The sequence below is a fragment of the Cupriavidus sp. SK-3 genome (assembly GCF_000611145.1).
Classification (GTDB): Bacteria; Pseudomonadota; Gammaproteobacteria; order Burkholderiales; family Burkholderiaceae; genus Cupriavidus.
In genome coordinates this window covers 18,764-33,507 of sequence record NZ_JFJV02000251.1, presented here as the reverse complement: position 1 = coordinate 33,507, position 14,744 = coordinate 18,764, and the positions used below count along the sequence as shown (strand labels likewise).

At 64.4% G+C, this 14,744-nt stretch carries 14 protein-coding genes; 6 read left to right on the top strand and 8 right to left on the bottom strand.

Annotated features, from left to right (window positions below; genetic code table 11):
- Positions 1 to 58 precede the first annotated feature (58 nt).
- From catC to CF70_RS26385, 5 genes are all read left to right on the top strand, one after another.
- The gene (gene catC / locus CF70_RS26400) at positions 59 to 337 is read left to right on the top strand and encodes a muconolactone Delta-isomerase (RefSeq protein WP_035871859.1); all 279 of its coding nucleotides are present in this window, start codon (positions 59 to 61) and stop codon (positions 335 to 337) included.
- A gap of 94 nt (positions 338 to 431) precedes the next feature.
- Positions 432 to 1,415: a tripartite tricarboxylate transporter substrate binding protein gene (locus CF70_RS26395; protein ID WP_035871856.1), complete on the top strand. Its 984-nt coding sequence runs from the start codon at positions 432 to 434 to the stop codon at positions 1,413 to 1,415.
- A gap of 7 nt (positions 1,416 to 1,422) precedes the next feature.
- On the top strand, positions 1,423 to 2,208 hold the full coding sequence (gene pcaD, locus CF70_RS26390) for a 3-oxoadipate enol-lactonase (protein ID WP_035871853.1): 786 nt from the start codon (positions 1,423 to 1,425) through the stop codon (positions 2,206 to 2,208).
- A gap of 148 nt (positions 2,209 to 2,356) precedes the next feature.
- A complete protein-coding gene (locus CF70_RS35330; protein WP_081862371.1) occupies positions 2,357 to 2,593 on the top strand; it encodes a FitA-like ribbon-helix-helix domain-containing protein in 237 nt (78 codons plus the stop codon).
- Positions 2,580 to 2,996, top strand: a complete 417-nt coding sequence (locus CF70_RS26385; RefSeq protein WP_035871928.1) for a type II toxin-antitoxin system VapC family toxin — start codon at positions 2,580 to 2,582, stop codon at positions 2,994 to 2,996. Before CF70_RS35330 ends, CF70_RS26385 begins: the two co-directional genes overlap by 14 nt.
- A 69-nt stretch (positions 2,997 to 3,065) precedes the next feature.
- Here the strand turns inward: CF70_RS26385 and CF70_RS26380 are convergent, their stop codons facing one another.
- Both CF70_RS26380 and CF70_RS26370 read right to left on the bottom strand, forming a co-directional pair.
- Complete coding sequence (locus tag CF70_RS26380) at positions 3,066 to 3,926, bottom strand: DUF3047 domain-containing protein (RefSeq protein ID WP_035871850.1); 861 nt, start codon at positions 3,924 to 3,926, stop codon at positions 3,066 to 3,068.
- A 447-nt stretch (positions 3,927 to 4,373) separates the two neighbouring features.
- Positions 4,374 to 5,138, bottom strand: a complete 765-nt coding sequence (locus tag CF70_RS26370) for an SDR family oxidoreductase (RefSeq protein ID WP_035871847.1) — start codon at positions 5,136 to 5,138, stop codon at positions 4,374 to 4,376.
- A 155-nt stretch (positions 5,139 to 5,293) separates the two neighbouring features.
- On the opposite strand from CF70_RS26370, the gene CF70_RS26365 reads away from it, so the two are divergent.
- The gene (locus CF70_RS26365; protein ID WP_035871843.1) at positions 5,294 to 6,196 is read left to right on the top strand and encodes a LysR family transcriptional regulator; all 903 of its coding nucleotides are present in this window, start codon (positions 5,294 to 5,296) and stop codon (positions 6,194 to 6,196) included.
- Between the two features lie 51 nt (positions 6,197 to 6,247).
- Here CF70_RS26365 and CF70_RS36770 read toward each other — a convergent pair whose 3' ends face one another.
- The 6 genes from CF70_RS36770 to CF70_RS26340 form a co-directional block, all read right to left on the bottom strand.
- Positions 6,248 to 6,421: a hypothetical protein gene (locus tag CF70_RS36770; protein ID WP_160172301.1), complete on the bottom strand. Its 174-nt coding sequence runs from the start codon at positions 6,419 to 6,421 to the stop codon at positions 6,248 to 6,250.
- Positions 6,422 to 6,481: 60 nt separating this feature from the next.
- A complete protein-coding gene (locus tag CF70_RS26360; RefSeq protein WP_035871840.1) occupies positions 6,482 to 9,577 on the bottom strand; it encodes an efflux RND transporter permease subunit in 3,096 nt (1,031 codons plus the stop codon).
- A gap of 1 nt (position 9,578) precedes the next feature.
- Positions 9,579 to 10,745: an efflux RND transporter periplasmic adaptor subunit gene (locus CF70_RS26355; protein WP_035871835.1), complete on the bottom strand. Its 1,167-nt coding sequence runs from the start codon at positions 10,743 to 10,745 to the stop codon at positions 9,579 to 9,581.
- Positions 10,746 to 10,766: 21 nt separating this feature from the next.
- Complete coding sequence (locus CF70_RS26350) at positions 10,767 to 12,164, bottom strand: TolC family protein (protein WP_235185220.1); 1,398 nt, start codon at positions 12,162 to 12,164, stop codon at positions 10,767 to 10,769.
- Positions 12,165 to 12,644: 480 nt separating this feature from the next.
- Positions 12,645 to 13,355 carry a DUF746 domain-containing protein gene (locus tag CF70_RS26345; protein WP_035871831.1) on the bottom strand — a complete coding sequence of 237 codons (711 nt, stop codon included), beginning with the start codon at positions 13,353 to 13,355 and terminating at the stop codon, positions 12,645 to 12,647.
- A 688-nt stretch (positions 13,356 to 14,043) separates the two neighbouring features.
- Entirely contained in the window at positions 14,044 to 14,649 is a 606-nt protein-coding gene (locus tag CF70_RS26340) for a response regulator transcription factor (RefSeq protein WP_035871826.1), read from the bottom strand.
- Positions 14,650 to 14,744: the final 95 nt, after the last annotated feature.

The window sequence follows — 14,744 nt, the reverse complement described above, 5'->3', positions numbered from 1 at the left end:
GCATCTGCCGCCACCCATGAGCCACCCATAAGCAAACACAGACCCAAGGAATAAAAGCATGCTGTTTCTGGTGAGAATGGACGTAAGGATTCCGGCCGACATGCCTGCCACGCAGGCGGACGAGATCAAGGCGCGCGAGAAGGCGTACTCGCAGGACCTGCAGCGCCAGGGCAAATGGCCGCATATCTGGCGTGTGGTGGGCGAGTACGCCAACTACAGCATCTTCGATGCCGAGTCCAACGACGAGCTGCACACAATGCTGTCCGGCCTGCCGCTGTTCCCGTACATGGAGATCCATGTCACGCCGCTGGCGCGGCACCCGTCGTCGATCAAGTAAATCAATTAACCAGGAAATACCGCCGCGGCCCGCGACGGCCGCGATCCAACTCCAACTCGAACTCCAACTCCGAATCCAACTGGAGGAGACTCTGATGCGCTTGCCTTTCCTGCGCGCCTGGGCCGCCTGCGCCTGCGCGCTGGCCACCCTGGCCGTGTTGCCGTCCGCACACGCCGACGCCTATCCCGATCACCCGATCCGCTGGGTCGTGCCATTCCCCGCCGGTGGTGCCATGGACAATATCGCCCGCACGCTGGGCGAGGAAATGTCGAAGTCGATGGGCCAGGCCATCGTTGTGGAAAACCGCCCCGGCGCAGGCGGCAATATCGGCGCCGAGCTGGTGGCGCGTTCGCCCGCGGATGGCTACACGCTGATCATCGTGGCCAACGGCATGGCGGTGAACCCCGCCCTGTACGGCCGGCTGAACTATGACCCGGTGAAGGACTTCGCGCCAGTGTCGCTGCTGGCGGTGGTGCCCAATGTACTGGTCACCAGCAAGGCCAAGAAGCTGCCCGCCACGGTGCCCGGCCTGATCGCAGCCGCGCGCGCCACGCCGGACAAGTACACCTATGCCTCGGCCGGCAACGGCACCTCGATCCACCTTGCCGGCGAGTTGTTTACCTCGCTGACCGGGGTCAAGATGCTGCATGTGCCTTACAAGGGCAGCGGCCCGGCCATGACGGACCTGCTGGGCGGCCAGGTCGACTACATGTTCGACAGCATCACCTCGGCCAAGCCGCATATCGATTCCGGCAAGCTCACGCCGATCGCCGTGACCACCGCCAAGCGCTCGTCGACGCTGCCGAACGTGCCGACCCTGGCTGAAGCCGGCGTGAAGGGCTATGACCTGTCGCCGTGGTTCGCGGCCTTTGTGCCGGCCAATACGCCGCCCGCCGTGGTCGCGCGGCTGAACCAGGCGATGGTGGACGCGCTGGCCAAGCCGTCGGTGCGTACCCGCCTGGCCGGCATCGGCGCCGAGCCGATCGGCAGCACGCCCGCGCAACTGGGCAAGCATCTCGCCGCTGAAACCGACAAATGGGGCAAGCTGATCCGCGAACGCGGCATCCGCGCAGACTGAGATCGTCATGACCACCGCATTCAACCAAGGCATCGCGCTGCACTACCAGATCGAGGGGGCGCCGGACGCGCCCGTTCTGGTCATGTCCAACTCGCTCGGCACCGACCTGCAGATGTGGGCGCCGCAGATGGACAGCCTGTTGTCCCGCTTCCGCGTGCTGCGCTACGACACGCGCGGCCACGGCGGCTCCGGCCTGCCGGCCCCGGCCGAGCCGTTCGGGTTTGCTGAACTCGGGCAGGACGTGCTGGCCATCATGGATCACGCCGGCATCGGACGCGCCCACTTTTGCGGGCTGTCGATGGGCGGCATGACCGGCATGTGGCTGGCGGCCAGCCACCCGGAGCGCTTCGGGCGCTTCGTGCTGGCCAACACCGCCGCCCTGATCGGGCCGGCCAGCGGCTGGGACACCCGTATCCAGACGGTACGCGCCCAAGGCATGGCCGCCATCGTCGATGCCGTGCTGGCGCGCTGGTTCAGCGCCGGCTGGCTGGCCGGCAACGCAGAGCGCATTGCCCCGGTGCGGCAGATGTTGCTGGATGCGTCGCCTGAAGGCTATACGGCCAACTGTGCCGCCGTGCGCGATGCCGACCTGCGCCCGCTGCTATCGCGCATCGCCAGCCCGGTGCTGGTGATCGCCGGCACGCACGACCTGGCGACCACGCCGGCGCAAGGCCGCGAGGTAGCCGAGGGGATCGCCGGTGCGCGCTATGTGGAGCTGGACGGGGCCCATTTGTCCAACTGGGAGCAGCCGCGGGAATTTGCCGAGGCGGTGTGTGGGTTCCTGGCGGATTGATGTGGAGGACAGGCTCGCACTGTGCGTGCCTCGCTAAAGCGCACCCACGCCGGGCACCGACCTGACGCGTACCATTGAGGTGCTATCAATGATTGCATTTCGATGATATCAATGCTATCTTTTTAGCCTGGTATCCGAGGAGGTGATCATGGCAAATCTTTTGGTTCGCGGGATTGACGAGTCGCTGGTACAAAGGCTGCGGGAGCAGGCTGCTGCACATGGTCGGAGTGCGGAGGCTGAGCATCGCGAGATTCTTGCGCAGGCTCTGCGTACGACGAAGCGCAAGACTTTTGCTGAGGTCTTGGCTGGCATGCCCAACGTTGGTGAGGACGCCGATTTCGAACGCGTTGATGAGCCGGTTGGGGGTGCACGTGTATTTGATTGATACCAATGTCATCAGCGAGGTGAGGAAGCGCGAACGTGCCAACAAGGGCGTTCGCGCTTTCTTTCGACAGGCGGTGAGGCAAGAGACCGACTTGTATCTGTCGGTGGTGACAGTCGGCGAATTGCGGCGTGGTGTCGAATTGATCCGGCATCGCGGAGACCACGCGCAAGCAGCGATCCTTGCCACCTGGCTCGAATCGGTGCTGTGCGAGTTCGCGCAGCACATACTATCGGTAGACGAGGAAATCGGCCAGACATGGGGACGGCTTCGTGCCCCACATCCGGAGCATGCACTGGACAAGTTGATCGCGGCCACAGCGCTCATTCACGACCTCACCGTAGTGACCCGCAACGTTGAGGATTTTGCTGGTACAGGGGTACGTCTTTTGAACCCCTTCGAGTGATCGGGAAGCAAGGACAAGACGCCTCGGATTTCCGTTGCGGAGCCCCGGAACCGGATCGCGTCCGCACGGCTACTTCGCCGGCCCGAACCGAATATCCCCATACCAGGCGTGCGCGCTTGCCCCGGTGTTGTCCGTATCGGTCAGCAATCCATAGGCGGCCACCTTGCCCGGCTTCTCGTGGAAGGCATGCTCGTAGTCCTGCGCCACGTTGCGGCTCAGCGCCAGCCACTTGCCGACGCCGTCGGCACCGCCCGAGACCACGATCATCTTGACCCGCGAGGTGTGGGGATTGTCGATGACCGAGCCGACCGGCGCGGTATTGGACCAGACGTACATCAGCGTGGCATAGGGCAGTTCCTCGCCCGCCAGCGTCTTGGCAAGCTGGATGGCGGCACGCTCGCCCAGCGGCAGCTTGCTCTTGTCTCCTTCGAACATGAATACCAGGCGCGCAGGCGCGTCCTCTTTCGATGCGACGCTGTTGTCGGCATCGTCGATCGGCCGTTCTATTTTCCAGCGCCAGGTCAGCTGCGGCGTTTCTCCCAGGTCGACGTTGCCCTTGTGCATCAGCGCGGAGGCGGAGGCGGCGGCATCGGCCTGCAGCACCGTGGCGCTGTTGTCTGTTACGAGGCTGTAACGGGTCAGCGTCTTGCCATGCGCGACCGGCAGGTTCTTCCAGCCGGCCGGTAGCGGGCCGCCGGGCGTACCGGCGGAGAAGGCGGCGCCGGGAGCCGTGGGTGCCGCTGGCGCGGATGTGGCAGGTGCCGCGGATACCTGCGCCCGGGCAGGCGCGGCAGGCACCAGCAACAGGCCGCACGCCAGCAGGCCAGCCCGCATGCGCGCGCCGGGCAATGCCTGGCCTGCCGACGCTGCGGGGAATGGCTTCGAAGCCAGATGGAAGGTCATGATGGATTGCCCGGTGGTCGCCGTCATTATTCTTCTTGTTTTCATTGTAGGCAGCGGCCGGCGCATTTGCGCGTGCCGCGTGTGGCGCAACGCGGGATTGGCAGGCTAGGGCGCGCGGCCTGCGGACGCCGTGCTTCCCTGCTGTCGGCCGTGCTTGCCGGCATGTTCCCGAATATGTCGCCGTAGTAGCGGTAGCCGGCGTCCAGATGCTCGCCGGAGGCAAAGCCCTGGGCCAGCATCGCGTCGAAATCTGCCCGCGCGATCTGCATCACATAGCTATGTTCTTGCGCGACCAGGCGGCAGGTGCCGGAGGCCTGGCGCGCGCCGAACTACTTGCCGGGGTTGGCATGGCCGGACGGGCGGGCTTCGCAGGATGCGAGCAGAGCCGGCAGCAGCGCGGCGAACCTTGCGTTGTGTCGGCTTGTGTCTCCTTGCGCCCGCTTATGTCCGATGGCGCTGCGCGACGGATCGGGTTCAGGCTAAGCCGCCGTTGGCGCGCAGGATCTGGCCGTTGACCCAGCCGGCGTCGGGACTAGCGAGGAAGGCCACCACGGAGGCGATGTCCTCCGGTTGGCCCAGGCGCTGCAGCGGGGGCATCCTGGCGAACGCCTGGATCTGCTCCTCGGTCTTGCCGTCGAGGAACAGCGAGGTGGCGATCGGGCCGGGAGCCACCGCGTTCACCGTGATGCCGCGGCCGCGCAATTCCTTGGCGAACACTTGCGTGAACGCTTCGACGGCGGCCTTGGTGGCGTTGTAGACGGCGTAGCCAGGCATGTTCAGCGCCAGCGCGGTGCTGGAGAAGTTGACGATGCGCCCGCCATCGTTGAGCCGCGCGGCGGCTTCGCGCAAGGTGTTGAAGGTGCCGCGCACATTGATGTCGAAGGCCTGGTCGTAGAGCGCGTCGCTGGTGTCGGCCAGCGGCACGGTCTTGAGCACGCCGGCGTTGTTCACCAGCACGTCGACCTTGCCCAGTTGCTGCTCGGTGATCTCGAACATGCGGCGCACATCGTCGGCCCTGGACACATCGGCCCGTACCGCGATGGCGGTTGCGCCTGCCGCCTTCAACTCGGCCACGAGGGCCTCGGCCTGCGCCGCGCCGGCCGCATAGTTGACCGCGACCGCGAAACCGTCCCGGGCGAGACGCTGGGCAATGGCTGCGCCAATGCCGCGGGAAGCGCCGGTCACGATGGCGACATTGGTGGTGCTGTTGGTGCTGTCGGTGCTGTTGGCGTTGCCCATGATCGTTTCGTTTCGGGTGGTGGGTTGGTGAAACGAATCATGGGTCATTCGGATGGATAGATAATTAGCCGTAAATTGATATCATTACTCCATTTGGTTTAACAATGGGGCGAGCCGGGTTGCCTGTCGGCCACGCGATCACCCGGAGAAGCGCAATGGACCGATTCCAGGAAATGCAGGCCTTCGTGCGCATCGCCGAGCGCCAGAGCTTTACCCAGGCCTCCGAGGACCTGCGGATCCCGCGCGCCACCATCACCAACCTGATCAAGCGCATGGAGCAGCGGCTCGGTGCGCGGCTCTTGGAGCGCACCACGCGCACGGTACGGCTGACCCACGATGGCGAGGCGCATTACCGCCGCTGCGTGCGACTGATAGCCGACCTGGAAGAAGCGGAAGGCTCGTTCAGGAATGCCGCGCCCAAAGGCCTCCTGCGCGTGAACCTGCAAGGGACGCTCGCGCGCCATTTCGTCGTGCCCGCGCTGCCGGATTTCCTGGCGCAATATCCCGACCTGGAAGTCCACATCGGCGAGGACGACCGCCTGGTCGACCTGGTGCGCGAAGGGGTCGATTGCGTGCTGCGTGCAGGAAACCTGCAGGATTCGTCGATGGTGGGCCGGCGTGTCGCCCTATTGGAGCAGGTCACCGTGGCCAGCCCGGCCTACCTGGCGAAGCATGGCGAGCCGAAGGGCCTGGACGCGTTGTCGGTGCATCGCGCGGTCAACTACATCTCCGGCGGGACAGGCAAGGCAGTGCCGATGGAGTTCACCGTGGACGGCCGCGTGACGGCGATCCAGCTGGCGGCCACGGTCTCGGTCACCGGCGCCGACCTCTACACCGGCGCCTCGGTGGCCGGGCTCGGGCTGGTCCAGGTGCCGCGCTATCGCGTGGCAGCCGAACTGAAGGACGGCCGCCTGCAGGTCGTGCTGGCGGACGTGCCGCCGCCGCCGATGCCGGTCTCGGTGCTGTATTCGCAAAACCGCCAGCTCTCGTCGCGCGTGCGGGTTTTTGTGCAATGGTTGCGTGAAGTGTTCGAGGTGGCGGGGACGGGGGGACGGTAACCCGGGGCTGATTCCCGGAGTGCCGGTCGGCGCCTGAAGCGGGGAAGCCGGCTATTTCCGCACGTTGGATGGCAGCACCGAGTTCCGGTTAGCCTGCTTGGCGGACTGTGCCGACGACTGCTTGCTGCCTGCCGACGTTTTTTGCGGCGCGGCGCCGGCTACCCCGACACCGGTGCAAAGCAGGACGGCCAGCAGCGTCGCCGATGTCTTCTTTCGCATGCTCATGATTGACTCCCGTTGCGTGGCCGGCCCGCCCGTGCGTACCGGCCACTGGTTGGTTCAGGTTCAAACGCCTTCGGCCGGCGTCAGCGAGGCCGAATCGGGGCCACCCTTGTGCGCGCGATGGCGGTTCACCCACGAGAACACCACCGGCAATACCAGCAGAGTGAGCAGGGTGGTGGTCACCATGCCGCCCACGATCACCAGGGCCAGCGGGCGTTGCGCTTCCGAGCCGATGCCGTGCGACAGCGCCGCGGGCAGCAGGCCCAGACCCGCCAGCATGGCCGTCATCACCACCGGCCGCAGGCGCAGCGCGGCGCCCTCGACCACGGCTTCATGCAAATCCTCGGACTGCGCCAGCCGGTTGACGTAGGAGATCAGGATCACCCCGTCCTGGATGGCGATGCCGAACAGCGACAGGAAGCCGATACCCGCCGAGATCGATAGCGTCTCTCCGGCGATATGCAGCGACAGCAGGCCGCCGATGGCCGCGAACGGCACGTTCAGCACCACCATCAGCGCGTCCTTGAAGTTGCCGAAGGTGCTGTACAGCAGGAGGAAGATCACCAGGATGGTCAGCGGCACGATTACCGCCAGCTTCTTCTGCGCGATCTTCATCTGGTTGAACTGGCCGTCCCAGAAGATGCTGTAGCCCGCCGGCAGCGTCACCGCCTTGCCGACCTTGTCCTGTGCCTCGGCCACCGCGCTGCCCAGGTCGCGCCCGCGCACGCCGAACTTGATGGCGATATAGCGCTTGCCGGTTTCACGGTAGACGAAGAACGGACCATCCGTGGCTTCCACCTTGGCCACCATCGACAGCGGAATGCGTTGTCCGTCAGGCGTATCCACCAGCAGGCGCCCGATCACGTCCGGGTTGTTGCGTGCCTGGTCGTTGAGCCGCACCGACAGCCCGAAGGTCTTCTCGCCTTCCAGGATGTTGGTCACCGCATCGCCGCCGATCGCGAACTGCACGGCGGACTGGATGTCGCTGACGTTCATGCCGAAGCGCGCACTCTTCTCGCGGTCGACCGTGATGTTCAGCGTGGGCTGGCCCAGTTCCTTGAAGATGCCGACGTCGGCCAGCCCCGGCACTTTCCTCAGGATCGATTCGACTTCCTTGGCCTTGTCCTGCAGCATCACCAGGTCGGAACCGTAGATCTTCACCGAGTTCTCGCCCTTGACCCCGGACAGCGCCTCGTTCACGTTGTCCTGGATGTACTGCGAGAAGTTGTACTCGATGCCCGGGATGCGATTCAGGTGCTGGCTCAGCCGTTCCACCACCTGCTGCTTGGTGGCGCCTTTGGGCCAGTCGCCCGGCGGCTTGAAGTAGAGTGCATATTCCTGGTTGAACACACCGGTGGAATCGGTGCCGTCGTCGGGGCGCCCGATCTGTACCGACACGGTTTTCACCTCCGGCTGCTCGCGGAAGAAGGCGCGCAGGTCGCGCGCGATGGATGCCGAGTAGTCGAGATCAACGGTGTTGGGCAGCGTGATGCGCAGCCACAGGTTGTTTTCCTCCAGCGTGGGCAGGAACTCGGTGCCGAGATAGCGCGAGCTGTACAGCGTGCCGGCCAGGCCGATAAAGGCGGCCAGGAACACCAGGCCGGGCTTCTTCAGCAGCTTGCGCAGCAGGGGTTTGTAGCCGCGCAGGATTACCGCGATAAATTTCGGCGAGTGCGGCCGCAGCGAGCCGCGGAACACGAAGGATGTCACCGCCGGCACGAAGGTCAACGCGAGCACGATCGACGCCAGCAGCGCGAAGCCCATGGTGAAGGCCATCGGCTTGAAGATGATGCCCTCCACCCCGCCCATGAAGAACAAGGGCGAGTAGGCCACGATGATGATGCCGGTGGAGAAGATCATGGCGCGCTGGACTTCGCTGGTGGCCCTGATGATGCCGTCCTCGACATTGGTCTCGCCTTCCTCCAGGTGGCGCATGATGTTTTCCATCACGATCACCGCGGCATCCACGATCAGCCCGAAGTCGATTGCCCCTAGCGAGATCAGGTTGGCCGGTACCTTGAAGTGGTCCATATTGATGAAGGACACGCACAAGGCCAGCGGGATCACCGCCGCCACCACCGCGGCGGCGCGGAAGCTGCCGAGGAAGATGAACAGCACGATCAGCACCAGCGAGATGCCGACGAACAGCGCGTGCTCGACGGTCCCCATGGTGATGTCGAGCAGGTTCTGCCGGTCGTAGAAGGTCTTGACCTGGACGTCCTTCGGCAGCACGTTCTGGTTGATCTCGGCGATCTTGTCGCGCACCCGCGCCAGTACCTCGGTGGCGTTCTCGTCGCGCTTCATCAGCACGATGCCTTCGACGATATCGTCATGCTGGTCGAACTGCACCATCCCCAGGCGTGGCGTGTTGCCCACCCGGACCTCGGCGATATCGCGCACACGCACCGGCACGCCATTGGACACGGAGACGGTGACGTTGCGGATATCGTCGAGGGTTTGCAGCAGGCCCACGCCGCGCACCACGAACTGCTGCTCGCCGGACTTCATCAGGCCGCCGCCGGTATTGGCGTTGGCGTTGGACACCGCATCCACCACCTGCTTGAGCGAGAGCCCGTAGGCCTGCAGCTTCTGGGGCGTTGGCACGATCTGGTACTGCTTGACCATGCCGCCGAAGGCGGTGATGTCGGCCACGCCGGGAACGTGCTTGATCTCCTTGTAGACGCTGTAGTCCTGGTAGGTCTTCAGCGTGGTCACGTCAACACCGTTGGCCTCGATCCGGTAGCGCAGGATCTCGCCGGTGGCGTCGCCGTCCGGCGACAGGTTGGGTTGCACGCCAGGCGGCAGGTTGGCCTGCGACAGGTAGGTGACGAAGTTCTGGCGCGCCTTGAAGTTGTCCACGCCCTCCTTGAACTTGACGGTCACCACCGACAGCCCGAACAGCGAGACCGAGCGGAAGGACTGCACGTCGGGCACGCTGGCCAGCGCGTTCTCCACGGGGATCGTGATTTGCTGCTCGACCTCGACCGTGCTGCGGCCGGGCCACTGCGTAATGGCCTGCACCGTAACCGGCGCCACGCCGGGATACGCCTGCAGCGGCAGCCGCAGGAAGCTCAGCACGCCGGCCGCCAGCAGGCCAAGGGCCAGGAAGACGATGACCAGGCGCCGCTTGAGGATGCTTCTGATGGGTGAGAAGACCATCTCAGGCCTCCTGCTTGAGCAGCATTTCGTTGAGCAGCATGCCGCCCTGCGTCACCACGCGCACGGACGCGCCCGCCGGCACGCCGCCGGTGACCTGGAAGGTGCCGTCGCTGCGCGGTGTGCCCTGCACGGCCACGCGCTCGATATGCCTGTCGTCAGGCTGGAGCATCAGGTAGAGCTTGCCCTGGTCCTTGACGATGGCCGATTGCGGCACCACCAGCGCTTGCGCACTGCCGGTAACGATGCGCGCAGTGGCATACATCTCGGGCTTGAGCGTGCCGTCCGGGTTGGGCACATCGCAGCGCACCTGCAGCGTATGGGTGTCGGCGTCGACATTGGGCGCGATAAAGCTGACACGCCCGCGGTAGTGCCGCCCGGGATAGGCCGGGGTTTCAATCTCGATGATCTGGCCCAGGTGTACCTTCTTGATATCGTCCTCGTAGAGATTGCCGGTGAACCAGATCGAGCGCGTGTCGATGATGCTCATCAGAGAATCACCGACATTGAGATAGGAGCCCGGGTCCATGTCGCGCTTGACTATGGTGCCGCTGATCGGCGCGCGGATGGTCAGCGTATCGGAGGCGACGCCGCGCTCGCGGATGCGGGCAATGTCCTCGGTGGTCGCGCCCAGCACGCGCAGCTTGTTCTCGGCCGACTGCATCGTCAGCTTGGCGTCATCCACCAGTTCCTTCAGGTCGCTGTTGTTGAGCGTGTGAAAGGCGTTATGCGAGAGCAGGAATTCGTTCTGCGCCGAGATGTACTCGGGCGAGTACAGTTCGGCGAGCGGCTGGCCGGCACGGACCACGGCCCCTTCGAATACCAGGATGCGCTCGACGCGGCCGGCCACGCGTGCCGATGCCAGCTTGGCCTGCTGCACGTTATAGGCGAGCTTGCCGGGCGTGGGCGTATCGACCGTCACGGTTTGCACGCTGAACGCGGCGGACTTGACCGCCTTCGGGTCGAAGCCGCCCTCGGGCAGCTTCAGCATCGATGGCACGGGGCGCGGCTTCGCTGCCTCCGCCTTGGCGTAGGGCGCCGCAGCGGGCATCGACTCGACAGCCTTGCCAGGCTGTTCGGCCTGCTGCACTTGGGCCCAGTACTTTCCACCCCAGATACCACCGGCGAGGACCACCACGAAGCCGGCGCCGATCAATAGATTCTTGTTCATAGGTTCAAGGCCTCGCGGCCATCAGAATTTGTCCCGGCCCACCGCGGCGGCGAGCGTGTAGTAAGCCTGGCGGGCTTCGGACTCGGCCTGTGTCACAGCGAGTTCCGCATTCTTGAGCGCGGAGCTGGCGGTGAGCAGGTCGGTGAAGGCGGCATTGTTGTTGGCGTAATTGGTGAAGGCCATCTTGTAGGCCGTCATGGCTTCCGGCAGTTGGCGCTGGCGCAGGAACTCGGCCTGGTTCACCGACTGGCGCAGGTTGTTGTGCGCGGTATCCACGGCCAGCAGCGTCTGCTGGCGCACAGATTGCTCGTTGGCGTCGGACGCTACCTTGTTGGCCACTGCCTCGTTCACGCCATACTTCTCCTTGGTGAAGAAGAACAGCGGAATGATCACGTCGAACTCGATGCCGTAGCTGGCCGGCTGGAAGCCCAGTGGCGGGTTGTTGCCGTTGAAGGTGGCGATGATCTGGAAATCCGGCAGGTAGGCCTTGCGGGCCAGGCGCACACCCTTCTCGGCCGCCTCCACCTGGAAACGCGATGCCCGGATATTGGGATGCTCGCGCAACGCCATGTCCTCCAGTTCGGGCAAAGGCGTGGGCGGCAGGTGTACCGCGCTGGCATCCGGGCGCAATTCGAGCGGGAACTCGGCATTCTTGCCGATCAGCGTGTTGATGGTCTTGAGCGCGTTGTCATACTGGCGCTCCAGGCCAAAGGTATCGTTCTGCGCGCTGCTTTGCGCCACCTGGGCGTTCAGGTAGTCGACATAGCCCGCCGCATTGTTGGCGTAGCGGATGCGCGCCACCTGCTTGACCTGCTCCAGCCGCTTGAGGTTGAGGCGCAGCACATCGAGCTGCGCTTTCTGCGCCAGCGCCTGGAAGTAAGTCGTGCTCAGCTGCGCGTAGAGCTGCAGGTACAGTGCGTCGCGCTGCGCGTCGATGGACTCCGCCTGCGTGTTGGCGATATCGGCCGCCAGCGACTTCTTGCCCGGAAACGGGAAGGACTGCGTGAGCGTGTAGCTGAAGTTCTGGGCTTGCGCCAGTGCCAGCGGGCTGTTCTTGGGCAGGGCGCCCCAGATGAAGCCCACCTGCGGATTGTTGGGTGCGGCGATCTGCGGCACCGTGGCCTTGGCCGCCATATAGAGCGAGCGCGCCTGGATCAGTTGCGGGTTGCTCGCGCGCAGCTCTTCCGAGAGCTCCCACAGGGAGAAGCCCGGCCCGACCAGGCCCTTGGTTTTTTCTTCGGCACGCAGCGGTGCCGGCGGCGTCGTGGCGGCGCCGGTCGCGCGCGGCGTTGAAGCTGGCTGGTCCCACCCGCTGGCTGGCGCGTTGCCGGCACCAGGAGCCTTCTTTGCCGGCGGTACCAGCGGTACCGGGTCGGTATCTCCGCTCAGTTCGACACCGCAGGCGACCCGAGCCGCCAAGACCAGAATGACGGCTGCTCCAACTTTTCTGTTAGTTGGTTTTTTAATCATGAACACTCCCATCGCTACTTGCTGTAGTTATGACGGGGAAATCTTTCAATCGCCCTTCCAAAACATTGCAAATAGCTTTCGGAAATTTAGGTAATTACCCGTATCATTTTCTTGAAATTTGCTAGTCCGATTCCAAATTTGTTTGAGGAATGGCTATTGAAATTTCTTGGGGCGATGTCCCATGCAAAGGCCGTGGTAGCGCGCAAGGGCGCGCGAAACCATGCCGAAAACGGTGAGATACAGGAGGATTGCGTGACGGAACCTTACGCGAAGCGCTGCGTGCTCAGCGTGCGATAGCAATGGTTGTCCGTGTTTTTATGTGATGATAATAAAATATAAATTAATTAAATATTTTGCATCACAAGGCAAGCTGGATTGATATTCGCGAGAGTAAAGATTCTGGTTTTCCTTGGGGTGGATTACTCCATGCTAATGCGCGGCCTGCTCGCAGAGGGCGCATACCCGTATCAACAAAGGAGCGTTCTCCATTTCGGCTAGCGCCTCGCTATCGTCAGATGCGACGGAGCACCTGCATTCGCGCGTTGCGGGCGCGGGTTCGCCACGGGCAATTGCCGGCATGACCGCGTAACGCACGCCGAGTTGCACGCGATGCTCCCACTCGCCTTGCGGATCCAGTTCCAGTAGCCACAGGCGCGTCTGTACCGACCAATGCCTGACGGTCTCGCTTTTGATCGCCAGCCGGCGCGCCGCTTCGGCGACCGACACCTGTTGCGAGGCCAGTTGAAAGAACGTCTCCGCTTTGTCCTCCAGCCTGAGCCGCGCCATGGGCGTGCCCGTCAGCCGGGTGAAGCGCTGGCGGCAGCCTCCACAATGGAAGAAGGGCACGCTGCCCTCATCGGTGCCGTCGTAGACCGTCTTGTGCGCGCCGCAACGCGGGCAATGCGGCGGCACGTGGCTCGCGCTATGCAACGTGCGCCATGCGAACAGCAGGTATGCGGCCAGCCCGGCATCACCGGTGTCTGGGGCGCCGCTCGCACGGACATGGATCAACGTGGTCGCCCGCCGCAACTCGTCCGCAAAGGGGCGCAGGGGCCGCTGGGGGGGCACGCGGCCGGCCCGGCCCGCTGGCGGGATATCCCGCTCGGGCGGTGTTGGCTGTTGCTGTTGCGATCTGCTCATAGCGTAGACGCGAGCTGGACCGGTCCCGGAAGGGGGCCGGGACTGGTGCGCCGCCTGCTCCGATGCGCGGCAGCGCAGTGGGCGCTACCAGCTGATTCAAGGATGCCCGCACCTCGCGGCATCGGGTCGTGCAGCGGTGGTGCATTGTTGGGGGCGTCGTGGCGTCCCAGGGCTCTTAATCCCGTGGCCCCCGGTCGGGGAGCGATGGAATAGCGCCGATTCTAGGTGGAATGCCTGCCGCCCCTCTACTGTGATTGATCACAGTAGAGGGGCGGCAGGCCTCGTGAAGGTCTCGTAAAAATTAACGTAACCTTTTGATATGCAAGGAGAATGTGGTTTTTGAGGCCTTTGGTGAGATGGGCCGTGCAAGTCCGGCTTATGGGCTTATGGTCACCAAAGCGGGTGATATGGCTAGTCTGGTATGGCGAAAGGGCGCGCAGAGCCGAGTCATCGATCGGATATCCGCAACGCTCCAGCTTTGAGCTTGCGCGACGTCGTCTGCACGTTGTGGCGTTTCCACGTGTGTCAGGGCAACTAATGGCTTGCCTGACGAAGTCCTCGCGGATCGCGTTGACGCGGACTCCAGCGGCCCGCGGTGCGGCTGCCGGCATCAAGCATGGAGCGACGGGGGGGAAGCGGCTCGGGCGGCGTCCGCCCGGCAGGCCGTAGCGCAGCCGGCGCGGGCGCGCTACGGCTTGATGATGCCGGCGGACGCGGCCTTGACGACAGCTTCGATGCGGGTGGCGACGCCCAGCTTCTGGCGCGCATTGTCGATATGGAAGTCCACCGTGCGTTTGGACAGGCCGAGGATGGTGGCGATCTCTCCCGAGGTCTTGCCGCGCGCGGACCACACGAGTGTCTCCACCTCCCGGTCGCTGAGCTGCACGGCCGGCAAGCCCGGCCGCGTGCGCGCTACCCTGGCAAGGCGGGCTTCGACGATGCTCGTCAGGATGTCGAAATCGACCGGCTTGGTCACATAGTCGTCGGCCCCGAGCCTGCGGCCCTTGAGTTCGGCTTCGCGCTGGGCCAGCGCCGTGAGGAACACAAAGGGCATGTCGGCGAAGCGCGGCGCCACCGAAGTGATCTTTTCGAGCAGTTCGAAGCCCGTCATCACTGGCATACTCACGTCGCAAAGGACGAGATCCGGCGTGTCCCGCAGGATGGCGGCAAGGCCTTGCTGGCCGTCGTGCGCGGTGCTGACGGCAAAGCCCCGTTCGATCAGTTCTTCGGCAATCAGCGCGGCCGTTTCGGCGTCGTCCTCGATGCAGAGGATCTTCCGGCGGGCTTCGTTCATGGTGGTCCTTGGTAGCGCCGGCGGGGAGGGACTTCCGGCAGGCCGTCGGGACGCGCGGCACGCCCCGCGCACAGCGTAGCGAAATTCAGGATAAA